The 22,888-nt window shown below is 75.1% G+C and carries 19 protein-coding genes and 1 riboswitch; of the genes, 12 read left to right on the top strand and 7 right to left on the bottom strand.

Annotated features, from left to right (window positions below):
* Window positions 1-18: 18 nt before the first annotated feature.
* From ACIHEI_RS10040 to ACIHEI_RS10050, 3 genes are read right to left on the bottom strand one after another with little or no spacing between them, the layout of a single operon-like run.
* Window positions 19-1,164, bottom strand: coding sequence for a bifunctional RNase H/acid phosphatase (locus ACIHEI_RS10040; RefSeq protein ID WP_392947702.1), 1,146 nt, complete (start codon window positions 1,162-1,164; stop codon window positions 19-21).
* Between the two features lie 5 nt (window positions 1,165-1,169).
* Window positions 1,170-1,913 carry a zinc ribbon domain-containing protein gene (locus ACIHEI_RS10045; protein WP_392947699.1) on the bottom strand — a complete coding sequence of 248 codons (744 nt, stop codon included), beginning with the start codon at window positions 1,911-1,913 and terminating at the stop codon, window positions 1,170-1,172.
* A gap of 34 nt (window positions 1,914-1,947) precedes the next feature.
* The gene (locus tag ACIHEI_RS10050; RefSeq protein ID WP_387643367.1) at window positions 1,948-2,784 is read right to left on the bottom strand and encodes a Nif3-like dinuclear metal center hexameric protein; all 837 of its coding nucleotides are present in this window, start codon (window positions 2,782-2,784) and stop codon (window positions 1,948-1,950) included.
* A gap of 429 nt (window positions 2,785-3,213) precedes the next feature.
* Here ACIHEI_RS10050 and lanL point away from each other — a divergent pair, with 429 nt between their 5' ends.
* From lanL to ACIHEI_RS10075, 5 genes are all read left to right on the top strand, one after another.
* Window positions 3,214-6,063 carry a class IV lanthionine synthetase LanL gene (gene lanL, locus ACIHEI_RS10055; protein ID WP_396606283.1) on the top strand — a complete coding sequence of 950 codons (2,850 nt, stop codon included), beginning with the start codon at window positions 3,214-3,216 and terminating at the stop codon, window positions 6,061-6,063.
* A gap of 103 nt (window positions 6,064-6,166) precedes the next feature.
* Window positions 6,167-8,020, top strand: coding sequence for an alpha/beta hydrolase family protein (locus ACIHEI_RS10060; protein ID WP_396606284.1), 1,854 nt, complete (start codon window positions 6,167-6,169; stop codon window positions 8,018-8,020).
* 162 nt (window positions 8,021-8,182) lie between these two features.
* Window positions 8,183-8,326 (top strand): VenA family class IV lanthipeptide, encoded by a 144-nt coding sequence (locus ACIHEI_RS10065; RefSeq protein ID WP_396606285.1) that lies wholly within the window; start codon window positions 8,183-8,185, stop codon window positions 8,324-8,326.
* 112 nt (window positions 8,327-8,438) lie between these two features.
* A complete protein-coding gene (locus ACIHEI_RS10070; protein WP_396606286.1) occupies window positions 8,439-9,047 on the top strand; it encodes a hypothetical protein in 609 nt (202 codons plus the stop codon).
* A 210-nt stretch (window positions 9,048-9,257) separates the two neighbouring features.
* Complete coding sequence (locus ACIHEI_RS10075) at window positions 9,258-9,410, top strand: hypothetical protein (RefSeq protein ID WP_387643360.1); 153 nt, start codon at window positions 9,258-9,260, stop codon at window positions 9,408-9,410.
* A gap of 118 nt (window positions 9,411-9,528) precedes the next feature.
* Here ACIHEI_RS10075 and ACIHEI_RS10080 read toward each other — a convergent pair whose 3' ends face one another.
* Window positions 9,529-10,608 (bottom strand): alcohol dehydrogenase catalytic domain-containing protein, encoded by a 1,080-nt coding sequence (locus ACIHEI_RS10080; protein ID WP_392947684.1) that lies wholly within the window; start codon window positions 10,606-10,608, stop codon window positions 9,529-9,531.
* 199 nt (window positions 10,609-10,807) lie between these two features.
* On the opposite strand from ACIHEI_RS10080, the gene ACIHEI_RS10085 reads away from it, so the two are divergent.
* The 5 genes from ACIHEI_RS10085 to ACIHEI_RS10105 all read left to right on the top strand — a co-directional run bounded on the left by ACIHEI_RS10085 (window position 10,808) and on the right by ACIHEI_RS10105 (window position 16,826).
* Complete coding sequence (locus ACIHEI_RS10085; protein WP_396606287.1) at window positions 10,808-12,169, top strand: M48 family metalloprotease; 1,362 nt, start codon at window positions 10,808-10,810, stop codon at window positions 12,167-12,169.
* 79 nt (window positions 12,170-12,248) lie between these two features.
* Window positions 12,249-12,908 (top strand): class I SAM-dependent methyltransferase, encoded by a 660-nt coding sequence (locus tag ACIHEI_RS10090; RefSeq protein WP_396606288.1) that lies wholly within the window; start codon window positions 12,249-12,251, stop codon window positions 12,906-12,908.
* A gap of 229 nt (window positions 12,909-13,137) precedes the next feature.
* Entirely contained in the window at window positions 13,138-14,619 is a 1,482-nt protein-coding gene (locus ACIHEI_RS10095; protein ID WP_396606289.1) for a hypothetical protein, read from the top strand.
* Window positions 14,620-14,626: 7 nt separating this feature from the next.
* On the top strand, window positions 14,627-15,625 hold the full coding sequence (locus ACIHEI_RS10100) for an N-acetylmuramoyl-L-alanine amidase (protein ID WP_396606290.1): 999 nt from the start codon (window positions 14,627-14,629) through the stop codon (window positions 15,623-15,625).
* Window positions 15,626-15,830: 205 nt separating this feature from the next.
* Window positions 15,831-16,826, top strand: a complete 996-nt coding sequence (locus ACIHEI_RS10105) for a hypothetical protein (protein ID WP_396606291.1) — start codon at window positions 15,831-15,833, stop codon at window positions 16,824-16,826.
* 112 nt (window positions 16,827-16,938) lie between these two features.
* On the opposite strand, the gene ACIHEI_RS10110 is transcribed toward ACIHEI_RS10105, so the two are convergent.
* The 3 genes from ACIHEI_RS10110 to ACIHEI_RS10120 form a co-directional block, all read right to left on the bottom strand.
* On the bottom strand, window positions 16,939-18,018 hold the full coding sequence (locus ACIHEI_RS10110) for a prenyltransferase (RefSeq protein WP_396606292.1): 1,080 nt from the start codon (window positions 18,016-18,018) through the stop codon (window positions 16,939-16,941).
* The gene (locus tag ACIHEI_RS10115; protein ID WP_387643345.1) at window positions 18,015-18,755 is read right to left on the bottom strand and encodes a class I SAM-dependent methyltransferase; all 741 of its coding nucleotides are present in this window, start codon (window positions 18,753-18,755) and stop codon (window positions 18,015-18,017) included. The genes ACIHEI_RS10110 and ACIHEI_RS10115 overlap by 4 nt, the downstream gene beginning before the upstream one ends.
* 64 nt (window positions 18,756-18,819) lie before the next feature.
* Window positions 18,820-20,139, bottom strand: a complete 1,320-nt coding sequence (locus ACIHEI_RS10120; RefSeq protein ID WP_396606293.1) for a glycosyltransferase family 4 protein — start codon at window positions 20,137-20,139, stop codon at window positions 18,820-18,822.
* A 233-nt stretch (window positions 20,140-20,372) separates the two neighbouring features.
* Here ACIHEI_RS10120 and ACIHEI_RS10125 point away from each other — a divergent pair, with 233 nt between their 5' ends.
* The gene (locus ACIHEI_RS10125) at window positions 20,373-21,038 is read left to right on the top strand and encodes a TetR family transcriptional regulator (RefSeq protein ID WP_387643342.1); all 666 of its coding nucleotides are present in this window, start codon (window positions 20,373-20,375) and stop codon (window positions 21,036-21,038) included.
* 68 nt (window positions 21,039-21,106) lie between these two features.
* Window positions 21,107-21,193: riboswitch (cobalamin riboswitch) on the top strand.
* Window positions 21,194-21,279: 86 nt separating this feature from the next.
* Window positions 21,280-22,776: a prenyltransferase/squalene oxidase repeat-containing protein gene (locus ACIHEI_RS10130; protein WP_396606294.1), complete on the top strand. Its 1,497-nt coding sequence runs from the start codon at window positions 21,280-21,282 to the stop codon at window positions 22,774-22,776.
* The last annotated feature ends 112 nt before the right edge of the window (window positions 22,777-22,888 follow it).

Genomic DNA, 22,888 nt, shown 5'->3' on the forward strand with positions numbered 1-22,888 from the left:
TCCGCCACCACGACGACGTCAGCGCAGGTGCGAGGTGTCGTTGAGCAGCCGCAGCGAGGCGTTGCCGTCGCTGTAGTACTGGACGGCGCACAGCGAGGCCGCGGAGAGTTCCATCCGGTGCACGGCGTCCGGCGGGGCGCCGAGGGCGAGCCGGACCAGGGTCTTGATCGGGCTGACGTGCGAGACCACCAGGACGGTCTTGCCCGGGTAGCGGGCGAGGATCTTGTCGCGGGCCTGCCCGGCCCGGTGGGCGAGCGTGGTGAGCGATTCGGCGCTGCCGGTGGGCTTGGCCTTCGCGGATCCGAAGAAGGCGGTCAGGTCGTCGGGGTGGCGTTCCATCACCTCGGCGAAGGTGAGGCCCTCCCAGTCGCCGAAGTCGAGCTCCCGCAGGCCCTCTTCGATCCGCACGTCCAGGCCGAGGCGCCGGGCGACGGCCTCGGCGGTCTGCCGGGTGCGCAGCATCGGCGAGCAGACCACGGCCTGCACGGTGCCGCGGGCGGCGAGCGCCTCGGCGGTGCGTTCGGCCTGCCAGACGCCCTTCTCGGAGAGGCCGGGGTCGCTGCCGGTGCTGCCGGAGAACTGCCGGAGCGGGGTGAGCGGGGTCTCGCCGTGCCGGAGGAACACCAGCGTGGTGGGGGTGCCGAGGTCGGCGGGCCCGGCCCAGCCGACCCGGGGTGCGGGTGCGGCGGGCAGCGGCTCGTCCACCACGGGGGCGGCGGCGGCCCGGGCCTTGGGCTCCCACTGGCGGCCGTGCTTCCCGGCGTCCATCGCCTCGTTGGCGAGCCGGTCGGCCTCCTTGTTCTTCTCCCGCGGGATCCAGGTGTACTCGACGTTGCCGCGCCCGGCGATGCCGCGGGCCTCGGCGGCGAGCGGCTGCATGTCGGGGTGCTTGATCTTCCAGCGGCCGGACATCTGCTCGACGACCAGCTTGGAGTCCATCTCGACCAGGATCCGGGCGTCCGGGTCGAGTGCGCGGGCGGCCTTCAGCCCGGCGATCAGGCCCTTGTACTCGGCGACGTTGTTGGTCGCCCGTCCGATGAACTCGGCGGCCTCGGCCAGGATCTCGCCGGTGCGGGCGTCGAGGACCACCGCGCCGTAGCCGGCCGGCCCCGGGTTGCCCCGGGAGCCGCCGTCGGCCTGGACGATGAACCGGGCTCCGGCCACCGGGGTCAGACGCCCGACTCGCCGGTGCGGACCAGGATCCGGCCGCAGTTCTCGCAGCGCAGCACCTTGTCGGCCGGCTCGGCCTTGATCGCGTTGAACTCGGTGATGGAGAACTCGGTGCGGCAGCCCTCGCAGCGGCGCTGGTACAGGCGGGCCGCGCCGACGCCGCCCTGCTGCTCGCGCAGGCGCAGGTAGGCCTTCATCAGGTCGGCGGGGATGACGTTGGCGACGGCCTCGCGGTCGCGGCGGACCTTCTCGACCTCGCCGTCGATCTCGGCGAACTTGGCGTCGCGGCGGCCCTCGGCCTCGGCGACCACGACGGCGGAGTGCTCCAGGCGGGCGGTGAGCTCGGTGACCCGGGTCTGCGCGGACTCCAGGCGCTCCATCACCTCCAGCACGATGTCCTCCAGGTCGCCCTGGCGCTTGGCCAGCGAGGCGTTCTCGTGCTGGAGGTTCTCCAGGTCCTTCGGCGAGGTGACCGCGCCGGAGTCCATCCGCTGCTGGTTGCGGGCGGACCGGGCACGGACCTGCTCGACGTCCGCCTCGGCCTTGGTCTGCTCGCGGGTGGTGTCGCCGAGCTGGGCCTGGGCGGCGACCACCAGGTCCTTGAGGGCGGTGTGGTCGGCGGTGGCCTTGTCGATCTCGGCGTGCTCGGGCAGGGTGCGGCGCCGGTGGGCCAGCTGGTCGAGACGGGAGTCGATGGCCTGCAGGTCGAGCAGGCGGATCTGGTCGGCGGGCGCGGCGTTCACGCGGGATGGCTCCTGTGTGTGGGTTCGACGGGTGTCAGGGGGCGTACGGCATCGGCGCGTGCGCCGTCCACGGGTCGGTGACCCGGGTGGAGATGCGGGTCTCCAGTGGCCAACCGCGGTCGGTGGCACGGCTGGTGAGCTCGCGGGCGGCGAGGGTGAGCCAGGGCCACTCGGTGGCCCAGTGCGCGGCGTCGACCAAGGCGACGGGTGCCGCCTCGGTGGCCTCGGACGCGGGGTGGTGGCGCAGGTCGGCGGTGAGGTAGGCGTCCACGCCGGCCTTGCGGGCCTCGGCGAGGAAGGAGTCGCCCGAGCCGCCGCAGACCGCGACCCGGCGCACCTGCTGCTCCGGGTCGCCGGCGGCCCGGACGCCCGCCGCGGTGGCGGGCAGTCCGGCGGCGACCTGGGCGGCGAACGCGCTCAGCGTCATCGGCTGCGGGAGTTCGCCGATCCGGCCGCTGCCGCGGCGTCCCGCCGGGTCGGTCGGGTCGGCCACCAGCGGGCCGGTGACCTTCAGTCCGACGGCCTCGGCGAGGGCGTCGGAGACGCCCGGGTCGGCGTGGTCGGCGTTGGTGTGCGCGACGTGCAGCGCGATGTCGTGCTTGATCAGGGTGTGCACCACCCGGCCCTTGAAGCCGGTCGCGGCGACCGTGGTGGTGCCGCGCAGGTAGAGCGGGTGGTGGGTGATCAGCAGGTCGGCGCCCCACTCGACGGCCTCGTCCACCACGGCCTGCACGGGGTCGACGGCGAACAGCACCCGGCCCACCTCGGCCTCGGGATCGCCGCAGACCAGGCCCACCGCGTCCCAGGACTCCGCCCACTGCGGGGGGTAGATCTCTTCGAGCACGGCGATGACGTCGGACAGTTTCGGCACCTGTCGAGACTACCGCGTGCCACGGCCCCGCCCGGCCGGGCCCGTCCACCACCCACCCTGCGGACGACTCGCACACCTGAGCGTCAACACGATGGCAAGCGGTAGGCGGGCGTCCGAACGGGCACTTCCGGGCGGTCGGCAGCGCCGGCGGGCCGGTGGGCGCGTGGAACGCCCTGCCCAGACCCGTCAGGGCGAACGTATTCGAAAACGAATCCCGATCACCCTTAAGAGTGAAGTGACTCGTCCGGTGTTGAGTCACCCCCTCCCCGAAAGTAACTTCAGTCCTGCGAACGAGAGTTGCCTCGACCGGGGGGTCGAAAAAGGCGACCGGCCGAAATTCCCGGCGGAATTCGACCGGCGCGGGCGAGCCTCTCGTGAACTTCCGCAGACCGCGATCGGTCGAGTCCACCGCGAAGGGGTGTGAAGCAGATGGGGGCGGGCACACCGCTGCGCAGGACAGGGGGGCCGGTACCGGTCGACGACGAGCCGGGGGCGGACGGCACGTTGGTGGAGGTGGCGCGGGCGGCCGTGGCCGGCAGCCGGGCCCGGGGCGGAGACGGCGACTGGACGATCGCGGTCGAGGGCTTCTGGTGCACGGTCCGGCCGCCCGGCCGCGAACTGCCCGAACAGGGCTGGAAGCTGCACGTCGCCGCCGCCTCCCCGGTCGGGGCCGAGGTGCTGGCCGCGGTCGCAGCGGTGATCGCCGAAGACCCTTGTGCCTTCAAGTTCACCGCCGACCGGGAACGCCTGCACGAAATCAATTCCCGCAACAGCGACCGGGCTTCGGCCGGGAAATTCATCACCGTCTATCCGGACGGCGACGAACAATTCCGCCGGCTCGCCGAGGAACTCCACCGGGCCACCGAGGGAATGCCCGGACCGGCGATTCTCTCCGACCGCCCGTACCGCCCCGGCAGCCTGGTGCACTACCGCTACGGCGGCTTCGCCGGCCGCGCGCTGCTCGGCAACGACGGCGCGTACCGCTCGATGCTGCGCGGCCCGGACGGCGAGTCGGTCGAGGACGTCCGCACCGCGTCCTACCGCTGCCCGCCATGGGTGGTCGACCCCGTCGAGGGGGCGGGATCGACCACCGACACGGGGGCGAGGACGGGCGGGCGCCGGGCCGGCGTGCTGCTGGACGGCCGCTGGGCGCTCACCGCCGCGCTGCGGCACAGCGCAAAGGGCGGCGTGTTCCTGGGCACCGACCCGGCCACCGGCGCCGAGGTGGTGGTCAAGCAGGCCCGCGCCCACATCGAGGTCGACCGGGCCGGCACCGACGCCCGCACGGCACTGCGGAACGAGGCCGAACTGCTCGGCCGACTGGCCGACACCGGGTTGACGCCGAGGATGCACGCCCTGGTCGAGCAGCAGGACTCACTGTTCCTCGTCCAGGAGCGCGTCCCCGGCCAGGCGCTCGGCAGCTGGGCGGCGGCCCGGCTGCGGCGCGACGGCGCCCCCGACGTCCCGTGGGCGGAGGCCGGACCGCTGGCGCTGGCGCTGCTCGACCTGGTGGAGCGCGTCCACGAGCAGGGGCTGGTGCTGCGCGACCTCTCCCCCGGCAACGTGCTGGTCCGGCCGGACGGCACCGTCCGCCTGGTGGACCTCGAACTCGCCGTCCCCCCGGGGACACTGGCCGGCACCGCCGGCACCCCCGGGTACCGCGCCCCCGAGCACGCCGGCCCGCACCGCACCGATCTGGCCGACCCCCGCGCCGACCTGTACGCGCTCGGCGGCCTCTACTTCCTGCTCGCCACCGGCCACGACCCGCTGCTGCCGGACGACCGGCCGCTCGCCCGCCCCGTCGCCGAACGCCTCGGCCGCTGGCTGGCACCGGCCGCCCGCGAGGGCCTCACCGCACGCCGGCTGGCACCGCTGGTGCTCGGGCTGCGCGCCGAGGAGCCCGAGCGGCGGTGGAGCCTGGCCCGGGTCCGGAAGGAGCTCACCGCGCCCACCGGGCAGGCCCACGTCCCGGGCCCGGTCGGCCCGGCCACCCCGCCACCGCTGGACCGGCTGCTGCACGACGGTCTGCGTCACCTGGCGGCCACCGCCACCCCGGAGCGGCGCGACCGGCTGTGGCCGGCCGTCGCCTCCGGGCAGCTCACCGACCCGTGCAACGTGCAGCACGGCGCCGCCGGTGTGCTCGCCGTGCTGGCCCGGGCGAGCCTCGCGCCGCTGCCGGAACCCGTCCGCGAACAGGCCCGGGCCACCGCCCGGGCGGCCGCCGACTGGATCGAACGGCGCTGCGCCGCCGAACCCGTGGTGCTGCCCGGTCTGCACTTCGGCCGCTCCGGCGCCGCCTGGGCGCTGTTCGACGCCGCCGACGCCCTCGACCACCCCGGCCTCGCCGAACGGGCCGCCGCGATGGCGATGAAGGTCCCGCTGGTCTGGCCCAACCCGGACATCTGCCACGGCGCCGCCGGGGCCGGATTCCTCCAGCTGCGCGCCCACCGCGCCACCGGGGCACGCCAGTTCCTCGACCGCGCCGCGCACTGCGCCCGCACCCTGCTGGCCGCCGCCCGCACCGAACCGTACGGGACGGTCTGGCCGGTGCCCGCCGACTTCGACTCGGCGCTCGCCGGGGCGGTGCACCTCGGCCACGCCCACGGGGTGGCCGGCGTGGGCGCCTTCCTGCTGGCCTGCGCCGAACGGCTGAGCGCCGACCCCGAACTGTCGGATTCCGCACGGGAGTTGATGGTCGGCGCGGAGCTGGCCGTACAGACCCTGGAAGCCACCGCGCGGTGGGACGGCGAGGCCGCGTGGTGGCCGCAGAGCCACGGCGACCCGGCGCACGTCCGGCTGGCGCACTGGTGCAGCGGCTCCTCCGGCGTCGGCACCTTCCTGATCCGGTTCTGGCAGGCCACCGGCGACGACCGGGCCCGCCGGCTGGCGCGGGCCGCCGGCCGGGCCGTCCTGGACGGCCGCTGGCACAGCGGGGTCTCCGCCTGCCACGGCCTGGCCGGCAACGGCGAGTACCTGCTCGACCTGGCCCGGGCCACCGGCGAGAGCCGCTTCCGGCACGGCGCCCACGAGCTCGCCCGGCTGATCGCCGCCCGCGCCGCACTCCGCGACGGCCTGCTGGTCCTCCCCGACGAGACCGGCACCGGCTGCACCCCCGCGTACGGCACCGGCACCACCGGCCCGCTCGCCTTCCTGCTCCGCCTGCGCCACCCGGGACCGCGCCTGTGGTCCGACCCGGAGCCGTACCGAGCAGGCACTTTGACGCCACCTCGACTCGACGCACCGGAGTTGAGCGGGACCGCGACGGGAGGGCGGCAATGAAGAAGTGCGCCGAGCCGCGGCTCGCCCTGCCCCGACGCTGTCCGGGCCGTCAACTCCCGCCCACCACCCGACCGTTGCGCCACCGTTCGGCAGGAGGTCCCCGATGAGCACGGCGACTGTGCGCACCGCGCCGCAGGCGTTGCGGCGACTGAGTTTCACCTTCGCCGGGGACGGCTCGCACGCGGCCTGCCTGGCGGCCGGGGCCGACGGCGCCTGGCAGGTGGAGAGTTGGCGGCTGCCGGAGTACGGCGAGGCGGCGCCGGTGGTGCTGTCGGAGGGGCGGGCGGAGAGCCTCCGGTCGCAGCTGGCCGCGCTGCCGGACGGGCGGGTGCTGGTGTGCCGGCACGACGGCGACCGGCACGCGCTGGTGCTGCTGTCGCCCGGGGAGCCCGAACTCCCGCTGGCCGACATGCGGTTGCCGGGTCTGCGGATGCTGGCGATGCCCGGCCCGGCCGGGGCGGCGGGCGCGCCGGTCGCGGTGCTGCTCGGCACCGACACCCGCCCGGTGACCACGGTGTGGCTGCTGGCGGCGGACGGTTCGGCACCCCGCGAGATGGCCGAGCTGCCGGGGCTGCACGGCGGCGGGGTGTGGCTGGACGCGACCGGCCGGCTGCTGGCGCTCGACCGGGTGGCCGACGGGATGGTCAAGACCGTCGTACTGGATCTCCAACTCGGCTCCACCACACCACTGTTGGAACTCGGCGGGACCAGCAACGACCGGCTGGTGCTGTTCGACCCGGCGACGGGTTTCGGAATGCTTCGCAGCGACGCGCCGGGCGCGGACCGGCTGGGCTGGGCGCTGATCGGCGGCGCCGATCCGGTGCGCTTCCCCGACTGCCTGCACCAGCCGGGCCGACTGCTGCGGCCGATCGCGCTCGCCCCGCCCGCGCCGGGCGCGGAGCCCCGGGTGGTGCTCCAGGTCGATCACGGCGCGGCGTCCTCGCTGGTGCTGTGGCAGCCGGGCAGCGGGCGGCTCGACCCGCTGGCGGTGCCGCCGGGGCGGCTCGGCGCGGTCGGGCACTGGTCGCCGGCGGGCCTGCGGATGCCGTACTCGGCGCCGGACCGCCCGGCCGCGCTCGCCACCCTGGACGTGGACGCGCTGCTGCCGGGCACGGCACGGCCGGACGGCTGGCGGCTGGACGGTTCGGCCGGGCCCGGGGACGGCAGCCGGTGGCAGTCGGCGCGGTGCGTGGAACTGGCCGGCCCGGCGGGGCCGGTCGAGGCGGTGGTGTACGGCGGCGAGCACTGGCTGTCCGCCCCGCACCTGGTGCTGGCGCTGCACGGTGGCCCGGCGGACGCCTGGCGGCTGGAGTTCGACCCGGCGCTCCAGCGGATGACGGCGCAGGGCCTGGCCGTGCTCGCCCCGAACCAGCGCGGTTCGACGGGCTACGGCACGGAGTTCGCGATGGCGATCCGCGGCGCGTGGGGCGGCCCCGACCTGGACGACGTGCTGGCGCTGCTGGAGGGCGTGGCCGGGCAACGGGCCGCGCTGGGTCTGGAGCCGCCGGCCCTGTTCGGTGTCAGCTACGGCGCGTTCCTGGCGCTGCTCGCGGCGGCGCACGCCCCGGCGGGGACGGTGTCGCGGTGCGCGGTGGTGGCGCCGTTCCTGTCCGGCGCCCGCCTGCTCGCGGAGGCCTCGCCCCCCGTCCGGGCGCTCACCACCCGGCTCGGCGGCGACCTGCCGATCGACGACGCCCGGGGCCCGCGCGACGTCCTGCTCCTCGCGCACCGGCTGCGCACCCCGCTGCTGGTGGTGCACGGGGACCGCGACGAGGTGGTGCCGGTCGGTCAGTCCCGGCTGCTGCGGCACGAGTTGCTGCGGCTGGGCCGGGCCGAGGGCGCCGACTTCCGCTACGTGGAGGCGGCGGGCGCAGGGCACGAGGTGCTCGCCGAGGAGGGCGCGGCCGTGCTGCACGAACTGCTCGCGAGGTTCCTGCGCACCGGCAGACCCGCCTGACCCGCCTGTTCAGCAGAAGATTTCCCGCCGCGCGCGGGAGCCCGCCGGCCTGCCCGGCTGCGGCCCGGAGCGCGATCGGCGGGGCCGGACCTGCGACGGGTTTTCCCGTCGCAGTCGTCGGACACGTCCGTGCCCGACGGAACCCATAGGGGAGGAAACACCATGGAGAACATGACCGCGTTCGAGACCGACCTCGCCGCCCTGCAGGAGCTGCCGGAGGTGGAGTCGGTCGAGCTGGGCGGCCACGGCGACGGGTGCCAGTTCACCTGTCTCGCCCTGACCTGCCTGCTCTTCACCATCGCCTGACGCCGGGGCGCCCGGCCCGGGTCGTGTCCGCTCCCGTTCGCGGGGGCGGGCACGGCCCTCGGCCGCCCCGCCCACCCGTCCTGGTTCCCTCACATCTGCCCGGAGTTGACTCGTGCGAGGCTGGAGGCCGGTCGCGCTGACGGTGTCGGTACCGCTGGAGGCGGCGACGGCACTGGCTCTGCCCGGGTCGGCAGGTGTGGTCCTGGACACCGTGGTGGCGGGGCGCCCCACGGGCCGGGCGATCGCCGGACCGGCGGCCCTGCTGGTGCTCGGGGCGGCCGCGTCGACACTGGCCCGGGCGGCCGGTCCGGCGGATCCACGAACTTCCTTGCTGCGTAAGGCAACGGCACCGGCCGCCTCGGCGGGCGCGGTGCTGGGTCTGCTGTCGCCGTGGCCGGCGGCGGCGTTCTTCGCCGGGGTCCTGCCCGCGGTGGTGCTGCTGCGCCTGTTCGCGCGCACCGCCGAGCACGTCTTCGGACGCCATGGCCGGACGGCGCCGCTCCTCACGACGGTGGAACTGACGGTACTGGGCACGACCGGCCGGCTGGTGGCGGCCGATGGACTGCCCGTCGGTGCGGTCGCCGCGGCGACGGGCTGGGTGGCACTGGGCCTGGTCGACCGGGCAGGCCGGCGGTGGACGGGGGCGTGTCCGATGGTGGCGAACGGGCATCCCGGACATTCAGGTCGATCGCCGAACGGATCGTGGCCGTCGGCCACTTGACGACGGCACCGCCGGGTGCGGGTTTCGGGGCGCGACGCGCATGGTTTGGGTAGGCTCCGATTCGATCCGGCCGTTATCGTGGCCCCGCGCGGGCCGACCACGATGGCGGCCTGCTTCCTGCTGTCCGGGTCCCTGGCACACCGGTGCGCCGAGGCGTACCGGTGCACCTTTTCGCAGAGACCGCCCATTCGCACGGAGAAGACTGACCAGATGTCCGAGTCCATCGACGACACCACCGAGCACGACCACCGCGCGCCCGGCGCCGACGAGAGCGCCGACGGCGTGGCTCACGGCCGGCACCGGGGCACCACCGCCAACGACGACAGCGCGGACGCGGACCCGCACGGCCGCCACCGGCGCTGACGTTCGGGCCGTCGCGGGCCGGACGGCCCGCCGCACGACCACCTCGCACCGCCGACGCCCCCGGCCCGTCACCGTCCTGACGCGCCGGGGGCGTCGGCCGTTCGAAAGCCGAAGGCCGTCAGTCGACCGTGAGCACCGTCCGCAGTGCCTCGCCGCTGCGCATCTGCCGGATCGCCTCGTTGACCTCGGTGAGCGGCAGCCGGTGGGTGATCATTCCGGCCAGGTCGAGCCGGCCGGCCCGCCACAGGTCGATCGCCCGGTCCGCGGTGCGGCGGACGTCGCCGCCGCCGTACATGGACGGCAGCAGGCGCTTCTCGTTGAAGAACAGTTCGCCCAGGCTGAAGGAGACCCGGTCGTCCGCCGCGCCCGCGCCGATCACCACCACCGCGCCGCCGCGCCGGGCGGCGTCGTAGCCGGCCCGGACGGTCTCGGAGCGGCCGACGGCCTCGAAGACGTAGTCGAAGCCGCCGCCGGGGACGCCGCGGGCGGCGGACTTGAGGTCCTCGGGGGCGATCGCCTCGGTGGCGCCGAAGCCGAGTGCCCGCTCGCGGCGGGAGGCCACCGGGTCGACCACGGTGATCCGGGCGGCGCCGCAGATCCGGGCGCCCTGGACGGCGGCGATGCCGACCCCGCCCGCGCCGATCACGGCGACGGCCGAACCGGGCTCCACCCGCGCGGTGTTGACGGCGGCGCCGAGTCCGGTGGTGACGCCGCAACCGATCAGCGCGGCCAGGTCGTACGGCAGGTCGGCGGGCACCGGCAGCAAGGTGCCGGCGGCGACCACCAGTTCCTCGGCGAAGGTGCCGGTGCTGTAGAAGCCGTACGCGTCGGTGTCGCCGCCGATCCGGAACGTCGGAGTGGAGAGCCGGCGGAGCGAGGCCACGCACAGGTGGCTCCGGCCGCCCCGGCAGGCGGGGCAGTCGCCGCAGGGCGGCATCCAGCACAGCACCACCCGGTCGCCGGGCGCGAGCCGCGTCACGCCCTCGCCGACCTCGACCACCTCGCCGGCGCCCTCGTGGCCCGGCACGAACGGCGCGGGCTGCGGCAGCACGCCGGACATCGCGGACAGGTCGGAGTGGCAGAGGCTGGCGGCGTGCAGCCGGACCCGGACCATGCCCGGTCCGAAGCCGACCGCTTCGACGTCGTCACGGACGTCCAGGGTGTCCTGTCCGGTCTTGTGCAGGATCGCTGCGCGCACGGGCTGCTCCCGGGGTGAGGGCCACCGCGCACGGGTGACGACCCGGCGGCGGCGAAGGGCGGACGAGGGGGTGGAACACGTTCCACTGCGGGCCGCCCTCTGTATAGCGCATCGGCCTCCCCGCGCGGCAGCCCACCAACGGCCACCAGGCCGGAAACCGCTTTCCCGCCGCCTCCCGCCCGTGGCATGATCCGCCGCCATGTCCACCACCGACGCCCCCGCCGACAGACCCGCCGCCGGCAGACCCCCCGCCGGATCCGCCGAGCGCTGCCCCGGCTGCCGGTCCGCGCTCGCCGTCAACGAGCGCTTCCCGACCTGGTGCCCGAGCTGCGAGTGGAACCTGCTGCCGCCCGAGCCGGCGCCCACCAACCGGACGCCACGTCAGCAGCGCGCGGCGGAGCGGGCCGAGCGCCGCGAGGAAGCCGCCCGACGGGACGTCAGGGAGCGCTCCGAGCAGGTGTTCAATCTGGTGTCCGCGGGCGGCTCCGACCTGCGGGACGGCTCGACGACGGCGGCGTTCGCGCTGGCCGGGGTGGTGCACCTGGTCTCGCTGACGGTGCTGCTGCTCGGGCTCGGCCTGGTCACCGGGCTGCTCCTGCCGGGCTGGCCGGGCCGGCTGCTCGGGGTGATCGCGCTGGCCGTCGCCTTCCAACTGCGCCCCCGGCTGGGCCGCCCGTCCCGCGACGGGGTGCTGGACCGCACCGCCGCACCCGCCCTGTACGCGCTGGTCGACCGAATCTCCGAGGAACTGGGCGCGCCGAAGGTCGACTCGATCGCGGTCGACGGCGAGTGGAACGCCTCGTTCGCCGTGCTCGGGCTGCGCCGCCACCGGCAGTTGACGGTCGGCCTGCCGCTGTGGACGGCGCTCGCCCCGCAGCAGCGGGTCGCGGTGCTCGCCCACGAGATCGGACGCTGCGTCAACGGCGACCGTCGGCGCAGCCTGTGGAACGGCTCGGCGCTGGGCGCCCTGGTCGAGTGGTACCGGATGACCGTGCCGAGCCCGACCCGGACCCAGCGAGGCCTGATCGGCGTGCTGGTGGTGCTCGCCGAACTGGTCGCGAACCGGGTCCTGTGGGTGCTCAACCGGGCGGTGCACGGGCTGACGCTGCTGATGAACCGGCTGTGGATGCGCGCCGGACAGGCCGCCGAGTACCGGGCCGACCTGCTGGCCGTCCGGCTGACCTCGGTCGCCGACACCCGGGGCGCGCTGACCGCGTTGCTGCACCGGCAGACCTTCGAGACGGTGCTGAACCGTCAGCGCACCGTGCCCCCGCGGCGGACCGGCAGCGGCCGGGACGCCACCCCCGACCTGTGGCAGTCGCTGGCCGAGGCCGTCCGCACCGTCCCGCCGCTGGAGACCGAGCGCCGCCTGCGCGCGGCCGCCAGGCTGGCCGAGGCCGTGGACAGCACGCACCCGCCGACCGATCTGCGGCTGCGGATGCTCACCGCCGCCGAGCCCGAGCAGCACCGGCACCCCGTGGTGCTGGACTCCGGCCGGGCCGCCCTGATCGAGGCCGAGCTCGCCGCCCGCCGCGAGCGGATCGCCGTCGACCTGCTCTGACCGGTCGGCCCGCGAACGGGCGTTCCTACCATCCAGTAGGGTCCTGGTCAGTCCCCCACCAGCCCGGCAGGAGCGCCCGATGACCGACCTCGACCCCGCGGCCCCGGCCACGCCCGACCCGCAGGTGCTCGCCGCGTTCCGCGCCGCCACCGGCTTCATGCCCGAGGACGAGGGCCTGGCGCTGTACGCCGCCGCACTCGACGCCGCCGGACGCACCGGGCTGCCGGTGCTGGAGATCGGCACCTACTGCGGACGCTCGGCGATCCTGCTGGCCGACGCCGCCCGCCGCACCGGCACGGTCGCCCTCACCGTCGACCACCACCGCGGGTCCGAGGAGCAGCAGCCCGGCTGGGAGTACCACGACCCGACGCTGGTCGACCCGGAGGTCGGCCTGATGGACACCCTGCCGCGCTTCCGCCGCACCCTGCACGCCGCAGGCCTCGAACCGCACGTGGTCGCGCTGGTCGGCCGCTCCCCGCAGATCGCGGCGGTCTGGCAGGGCCGGCTGTCGCTGGTGTTCATCGACGGCGGGCACACCGACGAACACGCCACCGGCGACTACCTGGGCTGGGCCCCGCACCTCGCCGAGGACGGCCTGCTGGTGGTGCACGACGTCTTCCCCGACCCGGCGGACGGCGGCCAGGCCCCGTACCGGGTGTACCTGCGGGCGCTGGACGAGGGCTTCGAGGAGATCTCGGTGACGGGCTCGCTGCGGGTGCTGCGCCGCGCCGCGTCCTGACGCACCGCGGCCGACCCGCGATTCGCCGATTTTCCGGCCGTGACCGGGAACGATCACGGCCGCCGCGGCGTCGTCCACACCACGGCGCGTTGTTGCGGGACCGCCGTGACCCGCACCGCCGACGGCCGGTACGGTGTCGGGGCGGCGGACCACGGACGGCCGGTGCGGGGCGCGGGTCGTACGGCGGCAGAGCCATCGGCGGGTCAGTAGGCGGGGGCGAGGACACGGCATGACGGAGCAGGGCAAGGCCGCGCGAGCGGTGTGGGATCCGACCGCGAACAACGGCGCGGGCGGCTGGGTCCGCCGGCCGATGGCGGAGGACCCGGCGGCCGCCGGTCCGCCCACCACGGCGATCCCGCTCCCGAAGATCGCGCCCGGACCCGTCGCACCCGCCGCCCCGGTCCCTCCGGTCACCCCCGTTGCCCCCGTTGCCCCCGTCGTCCCCCAGCCGCCGCAGCCCGAGGCGCCGCGCACCGCCGCGGCCCCCGGCCCGGCGACACCGCCGCCCCGCACGCAGCAGCCGGCCGCCCCCGCGCCGCCGGCCGCCCAGCAGCCGCCCGCCGCGCCGCCCCTCCCGCAGCAGACCTTCGGCGGGCAGCAGTTCCCGCAGCCGCAGCCGCAGCCGCCGCAGGGCCAGACGTTCGGTGGTCAGCAGCAGTTCGAGCAACCGCCGTTCGCCCAGCAGCAGTTCGGCACCCCGCCGCCCCCGCCCGGACCGCAGCCCCCGCCGCAGACCTTCGGTGGGCAGCAGACCTTCGGCGACCAGCCCGGCTTCGGCGACCAGTCCGGCTTCGGCGGCCAGCAGTTCCCGCCCCAGGGCCAGTCCTTCGGTGGTCAGCAGCAGTTCGAGCAACCGCCGTTCGGCCAGCAGCAGTTCGGCACCTCGCAGCCCTCGTACGGTGGGCAGCAGACCTTCGGCGGTCAGCCCGGCTTCGGTGACCAGCCGCAGTTCGCGAACGGCGGGTACGGCGGCCAGGAGCCCGACTTCGACTACGAGGAGGACCCGCGGCGGCGGCGCACCCCGGTGCTGATCGGCGCGGCGGTGGCACTGCTGCTGGTGATCGGCGTCGGCGTGGTGTGGGCGGTGAAGAACAGCGACAGCGGCACCTCGTCCGAGTCGAAGGGCGGCAACTCGGCCCCGGCGCACGATCCGTCGCAGGGCGGCACGGGCGGCGCCTCGCCGTCGGCCTCCGCGCCGAACACCGCCGGCCCGTCCCCGTCGAGCTCGGCCTCGGCCTCGGCCGGTCCGGACGCGGCGACCCAGGCGAAGGCACTGGACGCGCTGCTGACGAAGGGCGAGAACGCGAAGGCGCCGATCGGCAACGCGGTGGCGAAGGTGCGCAGCTGCCCGCCGAAGACGGAGATCGACAACGCCGCGAAGGTGTTCGACACGGGCGCCCAGCAGCGTGACCAACTGATCGCCGAGCTGGCCCAGTTGCACACCGACAATCTGCCCGGCGGGGCCGACGCGGCGGCGAAGCTGAAGGACGCCTGGCAGGCGTCCGGGGACATCGACCGGGCGTACGCGGCGTGGGCGCGCACCGTCTCCAGCCAGGGCTGCGCCAACAACACGGCGCCCAGCACGGCCGATCTGACCCGTGCCAACGACCTCAACCCGCAGGCCACCCAGTCCAAGAAGGACTTCGTGGCGAAGTGGAAGCCGATCGCCGACACCTACGGTCTGACGGCGCGTACCTGGGACAGGATCTGAGGAACCATTGACCGGCCGTACCACCCCACCCCCCGCCGAGCCCGATTCCTACCCCGACGACGGCGACCCCGAGCGGCGCACCGCGCGCTGGCGTCCGGCCGTGAAGCTGGCGAGCGTGGTGCTGCCGGTGTGTCTGATCGGCTGGCTGGGCTGGCAGGCGGTCGCGAACAGCTCGCGGGACGCCACCTCGCGCCCGGCGGCCTCCCCGCGCTACGCGGAGGGCGACCGGGTGGACGGCGCCGCCCCGACGGACTCCCCCGCCCCGGATGGCAGTGCGTCCACCGGCCCGGCCGCGCCGGCCTCGCCGTCGGCCCAGGCCCCGGACGCCGGGAACCGCCCGCTGGCGGGGAAGACGGTGCTGCTCGACCCGGGCCACAACACCGGCAACGGCAAGCACACCACCGAGATCAACCGGCAGGTGGACATCGGCAACGGCCACAAGGAGTGCGACACCACCGGCACCTCCACCAACGCGGGCTACTCGGAGGCCGAGTTCACCCTGGACGTGGTGCACCGGGCCCGGCAGATCCTCCAGGACCGGGGCGCGGCCGTGGTGCTCACCCAGGACGGTGACCGTCCGTGGGGTCCGTGCATCGACGAGCGGGCCCGGATCGGCAACGAGGCCAAGGCGGACGCCGCGGTCTCGATCCACGCGGACGGCGCGCCGGCGTCGGGCAGCGGCTTCCACGTGATCATGCCCGGCAGGGTGGTGGCCGGCCCGGCCGACACCGCCGCGGTCGTCGACCCGTCGCACCGGCTCGGCGTGCTGCTGCGCGACACGTTCAAGACCGGTACCGGCGAGCCGACGGCCGGTTATATCGGCCAGCAGGGCCTGGACACCCGCAGCGACCTGGGCGGACTCAACCTGTCGAAGGTCCCGAAGGTGTTCATCGAGTGTGGCAACATGCGCAACACCGGCGACGCGAAGCGGATGTCCGACCCGGAGTGGCGCCAGCGCGCCGCCCAGGCCGTCGCCGACGCTTTGACCAGCTATCTCACGGGGTGAGCCGCCAACCAGACCGTCCGTTCCGTCCCTGTCCTGTCCCCGTGCGGGACGCCCGTCCGACCTGTCCGGTTCGTGCCGGATCCGGAGGGCGCTGTGCACACGGCGTCGCGTTGGCCCTAGGCTTTTGCCCCGTTGTACCGCTCCGGTACTCCGGGGGCTCGGTCACCGCCCGCCGACCACGACTACACCAATGAGGGGAACGTCAGTGAATCTGCGCGCTCTCACCAGGGGAGACGCCGCCGTCGCCGGTGCGGCGGTACTGCTCCTGATTTCGTCCTTCCTGCCCTTCCGGAAGTTCGACTGCTCCGGCCTGGGCTGTACGGCCAAGACGGCCAACTTGTCATCGAACGCCTGGGCCTCGGGCCTGTTCCCGCTGCTGCCGTCGGTGGTGCTGGCCGGAGTGGTCGGCGCGGTGCTGATCCTGCTGTTCCGGTTGCAGAAGGAGAACTGGGGCACCAAGCAGGTCGCCGGTCTGCGGCTGGACCAGTGGGGTACGGCGCTGGCCGTGCTCTCGTTCTGGGGCTGCCTGTGGACGCTGATCGGCTGCCCGGACCTCTACACCAACAGTGCGGGCGCCTACCTGTCCCTGCTCTCCACCCTGGTGCTCGCGGGCGCGGTGGTCGCCGGTCCGCTCGTCCCGGCCCTGCAGGGCCCGCTGATGCCCGCCACCCCGTCGGCGCCGACCACCCCGCAGCCGTTCCCCCCGTACGGCGGCCAGCCCGGCGCCCCCGGCCAGGTCGGCCAGCCCGGTCAGCCCGGTCAGCCCGGCGCGTACGGCTACCCGGGCGCGCAGCAGCAGCCGCAGCCGTTCCCCGGCCAGCCGCAGCCGCAGGCCGACCAGCCCGTGCCCGCCCAGCAGTTCGGCGGCCAGCCGGCCGGCGGCTACGGCTACCCGGCGCCCGCGCAGGCGGCCGCTCCGGCCCCGCAGCCGGCCTCGCAGCAGCCCACCGCCGTCCAGCCGGCCATCCAGGACCAGGTTCCGCCGCAGGCTGCCGCCGCGCCGTTCGCCCCGTTCTGGTTCGCCGTCCCGGCGGTCCGTCAGCTGGGCAACAAGGACAACCCGGCGGCCCCGCCGGTCGGTGAGCTGGTCCCCGGTACCTGGTACCTGGCGGTCGACCAGCGCGGTGCGGCGCTCGTCGCCCAGCTGCCCGACGGCACCCACGGCGTCCTGAACGACACCACGGGCATCCAGCGCGGCTGACGCCCGCCCAACGGGGGCGCGCAGGACTTCCCGCGCAACCCCGAACACGCCAAAAGGTCCGCCCGAGGAGGGAACTCCCCTCCCCGGGCGGACCTTTCGCTGTACCGACGACTCAGCAGCAGTCGCCGACCGCCAGCCCGGCCGGCAGGTGCTCCCCGCCGAACACGCTGACCGTCGCGTGGTCGCCGCCGAGGGCCGCGACGGCGAGCAGCAGCGCGCCGGCGGTCCAGGTGGTGCGCTCCTCGGGCCAGATCGCGTCGTCCTCGAAGACGTAGCCGGTCCAGTAGGAGCCGTCCTGGTGGCGCAGGTGCTGGATCCAGCGGAGGATCTCGACGGCGCGGTCGGACTGTCCGGCGGCCCACAGCGCGAGCGCGAGTTCGGCGCTCTCTCCGCCGGTGACCCAGGGGCGGTCGCTGACGCAGCGGACGCCGAGGCCGGGGACGACGAACCGGTCCCATTCGGCGGCCAGCCGGGCCGTCGCGTCCTCGCCGCGCAGCGCGGTGCCGAGGACGGGGTAGTACCAGTCCATCGAGTAGCGGTCCTTGTCGAGGAACCGCTCGGGGTGGCGGGCGATGGCGTGCTGGAGGCGGCCGGCGGCGAGTTCCCAGTCCGGCTGGGGCCGGTCGAGGTGGTCGGCGACGGCGAGTCCGCAGCGCAGCGCGTGCAGGATCGAGCAGGAGCCGGTGAGCAGCGCGTCCGTCGCGGCGGTGCCGTCCTCGTCCTGGCGCCAGGCGATCGCCCCGCCGGGGAGGCTGAGCCGGACGGTGTGGTCGAGGGCGCGGCTGAGGGCGGGCCAGATGCGTTCCAGGAAGCGGTCGTCGCCGGTGGACAGGTGGTGGTGCCAGGCGCCGACGGCGATGTACGCGCAGAAGTTGGTCTCGCGGGCGCGGTCGGTGGCGGTGCCGTCGGCGATGCCGTCCTGCCCGTAGGCGTAGGCGGCGTACCAGGATCCGTCGGGGTTCTGCCGGTCGGCGAGCCACTGGTAGGCGGCTTCGGCGGCGGCGTGTTCGCCGGCGGTGTCGAGGGCCATCGCGGCCTCGGTGTGGTCCCAGGGGTCGAGGTGTCCGCCGTGGAACCAGGGGATCGCGCCGTCGGGCTGCTGGTGGGCGAGGATCGAGCGCACCGTGTCGGCGGCCTGGGCGGCGTCGAGGACGCCGTCCAGCAGCAGGGCCGCGGGGACGGCGGCGGTCACGCGCCGGTCCGGGGCTGGTGCGGCTTGCTGGCGTAGACGACGAAGGACTTGCCGAGCACCGGGTTGAGGGCCTTCTCGGCGGCCTTGGTGAGGGTGGAGATGACGGGGGTGCCGACGATGTCCCAGACCAGCAGCTGGTGGTAGGCGCGCACCGGCAGGGCCTTGTCGTTGTTGACGCCCATCGCGCACTTGATCCACCAGTACGGGGAGTGCAGGGCGTGCGCGTGGTGGTTGCCGTAGGGCTCCAGGCCGGCCCCGCGGACCTTCTCGATCAGTTCGTCGCCCTTGTAGATGCGGATGTGCCCGCCCTCGACCTCGTGGTACTCGTCGGACAGCGCCCAGCAGATCTTCTCCGGCAGGTAGCGGGGCACGGTGACGGCGAGCAGGCCGCCGGGCTTGAGGACGCGGACCATCTCGGCGAGCACGCCCTTGTCGTCGGGGATGTGCTCCATCACCTCGGAGATGATGATCCGGTCGAAGGTGTCGTCGTCGAACGGCAGGTTCAGCGCGTCGCCCTCCATGGCGGTGGCGCTGGCCCCGGCGGGGGCCTCGCCGGCCTGTTCCATGGCGGCGAACCACTTGCGGACCTCGGCGATCTCCTCGCCGTTCTGGTCCAGGGCGACCACGTTGGCGCCGCGCCGGTAGCACTCGAACGCGTGCCGGCCTCCGCCGCAGCCCAGGTCGAGCACCCGGTCTCCTGGGGCGAGCGGGAAGCGGGAGAAGTCGACGGTCAGCACTGCGGGGCTCCCATTCACGAGGGGTGGTACGGGTGTTGACGGTCTGTTGTGCCGGGCGGCCCGGTCAGCCGACGTAGCGCCAGCCGGGGCCGGAGCGGGCGGCGGCGCCCGCGCCGGTGGCGATGGCGGCCCGGTAGCGGTCGGCGGTGAGTTCGGCGGCCCGGGCCCAGGTGAACCGCTCCAGCACGCGGGCCCGTCCGGCCTCGCCGAGCCGGGCACGCAGCGCGGGGTCGTCGAGCAGCCGGCCGAGCGCGGCGGCGAGCGCCCCGGCGTCGCCGGGCGGGACGGCCAGGCAGGTCTCGCCGTCGGGTCCGGCGACCTCGGGGATGGCGCCGCCGGTGGTGGCGACCAGCGGGGTGGCGGTGGCCATCGCCTCGGCGGCGGGCAGCGAGAAGCCCTCGTACAGCGAGGGGACGCAGGCGGCCTCGGCGGAGCGGTACAGGTCGACGAGTTCGGCGTCGGTCAGGCCGGTGCGGAACTCGATGTGCTCCTCCAGGCCGAACCGGCGCACCGCGTCGGCGACCGGGCCGTCGTCCTTCTGCGGCTTGCCGACCACCACCAGGTGGGCGTCGCGTTCGGTGCGGACCTTGGCGAGCGCCTCGACCAGGTGCACCAGGCCCTTGAGCGGGACGTCGGCGCTGGAGGTGGTGACGATCCGCCCGGGCACCCGGGCTATCGCGTCGGACGGCGACCACAGGCGGGTGTCGGCGCCGATCGGGACGACGGAGATGGCGTGCGGGGCGGCGCCGAGGTGTTCGGCGATCTCGCCGCGGGAGCTCTCGGAGACGGTGATGACCTGCTCCAGCCGGCGCGCCACCCGCTGCTGCATCCGGGTGAAGGCGTACCAGCGGCGCTTGCCGAGCCGCTCCAGCCGGCCGGTGGCCGCGTCGATCTCCAACTGCCGGTCCACGGTGACCGGGTGATGGACCGTGGTGACCAGCGGGAAGCCGTGCCGGGCCAGGCCGAGCAGGCCGTAGCCGAGGGTCTGGTTGTCGTGCACCACGTCGTAGCGGCCCTTGTGCCGGGCCAGGTACTGGCGGGCGCGCAGCGAGAAGGTCAGCGGCTCGGGGAAGCCGCCGGTGCGCATCACCGCGAACTCCAGCAGGTCCACCGGGCCGCGGAACTCGCCGGCGGCGGGGGTGCGGAACGGGTCGTCGGCGCGGTACAGGTCGAGGCTGGGCAGTTCGACCAGCCGCACCGAGCCGGGGCCCTCGACCTCGTCGAGCACCGGGTACGGCTGGGCGCCGATCACGTCGACGTGGTGGCCGAGCCGGGCGAGCTCCCGGGACAGGTGGCGCACGTACACGCCCTGGCCGCCGCAGAACGGGTCGCCGCGGTACGACAGCAGGGCGATCCGCAGCGACGGCGGCGGCAACGCGGTCATCCGGGGCCCCTCTTCCCTACTCACCGGGACCGGCGACGGACGCGGCCGCCGACCGGTAAAGTAGATCACGTTTCACAGTGGTGCAGGCTCGCCGTCGGGGAAAGCGGACAACGAGAGACCTCGAAGATTACCGGGCCGTAGCTTGCCGTCAGGAGCCCCGGCAGGTGATTCACGCCACGCCGCGCGACCACCTGACGCCACCCCGTCCTTCGATCCCCCGCCCGGGAGTGAACGTGACCGCGAACGCCACCGCCGACGGGACGCTGACGCCGCGCCAGGCCGAACGCCGCCGGGGCATCCTGCGGGCCGCCACCGCGCTGGCCGCCCGCGGCGGCTTCGAGGCGGTGCAGATGCGCGAGGTCGCGGAGAGCGCGCAGGTCGCCCTGGGCACCCTGTACCGCTACTTCCCGTCCAAGGTGCACCTGCTGGTGGCGGTGATGCGCGAGCAGCTGGAACGGCTGCACGACCAGGTACGGAGGCGTCCGCCGACCGGCGCCGACCCGGCCGCCCGGGTCGCCGAGGCACTCACCCACGCCTTCCACGCCCTCCAGCGCGAACCCCGGCTGGCCGAGGCGATGGTGCGGGCGCTGTCCTTCGCGGACCGCTCGGTGGGCAACGAGGTGGACGAGGTCGCCCAGGTCACCTCGGCGATCGTGCTGGAGGCCGCCTGCCTCCCCGACCCGCCGACCGCCGGCCAGCAGGCGGCGCTGCGGGTGGTCGCCCACACCTGGCACGCCACCCTGCTGGCCTGGCTGTCGGGCCGCGCCTCGCTGGCCGAGGTCCGGGCCGACCTGCACACCGCCGCCCGGCTGCTCACCCTCGCCACACCGTTCCCGGACGGGGACGAACTGCAACCGGTTCCACCACCTGCCAGGGGTGCCGCGCCGGTCGGCGGCTAGAGTCTTGGAGGCGCGGGACGGCCCCCACCGGACCGCCGGACAACTTCACATCCGCCTCCGAGGCCGGGGGAAGCCGGTGCGATTCCGGCACTGACCCGCAACCGTGAGCCGCGCCGTTCCCCGGCGCGACGCAGTCGGACTGCCCGGCCGGAGACGAGCGGCCCTCCTCCGTCGTGGGTCTACGGGCGGCCCTGTGCGCACGGGGTTCGCTGCGACCGCTCCCGAAAGGCTTTCTCCCCAAATGCTGACCGCTGCCCGCCTGGGCGCCGCCGCACTGGCCGGCGCCCTGCTCGCCGGCGCCGCCGCCGTGCCCGCGCTCGCCGACCCCACCGACCCCGCCTCGGGCGCTCCGTCCGCCTCCGCTTCTTCCGACGCGTCCGCCTCCGGCTCCCCGTCCGGCTCGGCCTCGGGCTCTGCGTCCGGCTCGGCGTCCGGTTCGCCCTCGGTGTCGTCCGGGGTGCCCGCCGGGCTGTACGGCAAGGGCGACCCGCAGTACGACGGCGTGTGGCGGCAGTCACTGGCGCTGATCGCCCTGCACCAGGAGCGGGTCGAACCCGCCGACGCGGCCGTGAAGTGGCTGCTCGACCAGCAGTGCGAGGACGGCGGCTGGCCGTCCTACCGGGCCGAGGGCGCGGCCTGCGTCCCCGCCGTCGAGGACTCCAACGCCACCTCGATGGCCATCCAGGCGCTCACGGTACTCGGCGACCACCAGCAGCAGGTCACCCGCGGCACCGACTGGCTGCGCGCCAAGCAGACCGTCGACGGCACCTGGGCGTACAACCCGGGCACCCCCGGCGACGCCAACTCCACCGCCCTGGCGGTGAACGCGCTGCTGGCCGCCGGCATCGACCCGGCCACGACGTCCCTCCCGGGCGGGCAGTCCGCCTACAACGGGCTGGCCTCCTTCCAGCTGGGCTGCTGGACCGCCGCCGAGCAGCGCGGCGCGTTCGTCTACCAGCCGGTCTCCGGCGCCCCGGCCGCCCCCAACACGATCGCCTCCGCGCAGGCCCTGCTGGCCTCCGCGGGCGGGCACCTGCCGGTCACCACCGCCGACCGCAAGGACGCCGCGCCGAAGACCCTGACCTGCCCGGACACCCCGGGCGACGGCCCGGTCACGCACGCCGACTCCGCCGAGGCGGACGCCGCCTGGCTGACCGGCAAGCTCGCCGCCGGCGGGCAGCGCCTGCTGCTGGACACCCCCGGCGCGGCCGCCACCGCCGACTACAACTCCACCGCCTGGTCGGTACTCGGCCTGATCGCCTCCGGCCACTCCACCGAGGCCAGGAGCGCCGCCGACTGGCTGGCCGGCAACGGCTACGCCTGGGCCGCGCAGGGCAAGAGCGGCACCGACCCGGCGGCCACCGCCACCCTGGTGCTCACCGCCAGCGCCGCCAAGCTCGACCCGTACAACTTCGGCGGCGCCAACCTGGTGCAGCTGCTGGTCGACTCCGGCCCCAAGCCGAAGGTCGGCCCGAGCGCCGGCGACCCGCAGGCCACCCGCGCCCCCGGCTCGGCGATCACCGAGCCCGACGAGAACAGCGGCTTCTCGGCCGGCTGGCTGATCGGCGTCGGCCTGCTGGTCGGCATCGGCGCGGGCATCCTGCTCAGCCTCAACCGCCGCCGCAACGCCGCCGCCGCGGGCTCCCCGGCCACCGGCTCCCCGTCCGGCGACACCCCTTCGGGCGAGAAGCCGTCGAGCGACAAGCCGTCGGGCGACAGGCCGGAGCAGGACCGGTGACCGGCCGCACCCCCGCAACCGGCTCCGCCGTGGGGCAGCGCCCCGGCCCCGCACCGCGAACTGCCGCCGCAGGCACGGCCGTCGGCGACCGGACGCCGAACGCCTCGGCCCG

The organism is Kitasatospora sp. NPDC051984 (assembly GCF_044593455.1).
Classification (GTDB): Bacteria; Actinomycetota; Actinomycetes; order Streptomycetales; family Streptomycetaceae; genus Kitasatospora.

Coding starts and splice junctions, on each gene's coding strand:
- ACIHEI_RS10085 (WP_396606287.1), top strand. CDS start 10,808: ATGTCCACCACCGACGCCCCCGCCGACAGACCCGCCGCCGGCAGACCC.
- ACIHEI_RS10065 (WP_396606285.1), top strand. CDS start 8,183: ATGGAGAACATGACCGCGTTCGAGACCGACCTCGCCGCCCTGCAGGAG.
- ACIHEI_RS10095 (WP_396606289.1), top strand. CDS start 13,138: ATGACGGAGCAGGGCAAGGCCGCGCGAGCGGTGTGGGATCCGACCGCG.
- lanL (WP_396606283.1), top strand. CDS start 3,214: ATGGGGGCGGGCACACCGCTGCGCAGGACAGGGGGGCCGGTACCGGTC.
- ACIHEI_RS10130 (WP_396606294.1), top strand. CDS start 21,280: ATGCTGACCGCTGCCCGCCTGGGCGCCGCCGCACTGGCCGGCGCCCTG.
- ACIHEI_RS10060 (WP_396606284.1), top strand. CDS start 6,167: ATGAGCACGGCGACTGTGCGCACCGCGCCGCAGGCGTTGCGGCGACTG.
- ACIHEI_RS10120 (WP_396606293.1), bottom strand. CDS start 20,139: ATGACCGCGTTGCCGCCGCCGTCGCTGCGGATCGCCCTGCTGTCGTAC.
- ACIHEI_RS10090 (WP_396606288.1), top strand. CDS start 12,249: ATGACCGACCTCGACCCCGCGGCCCCGGCCACGCCCGACCCGCAGGTG.
- ACIHEI_RS10075 (WP_387643360.1), top strand. CDS start 9,258: ATGTCCGAGTCCATCGACGACACCACCGAGCACGACCACCGCGCGCCC.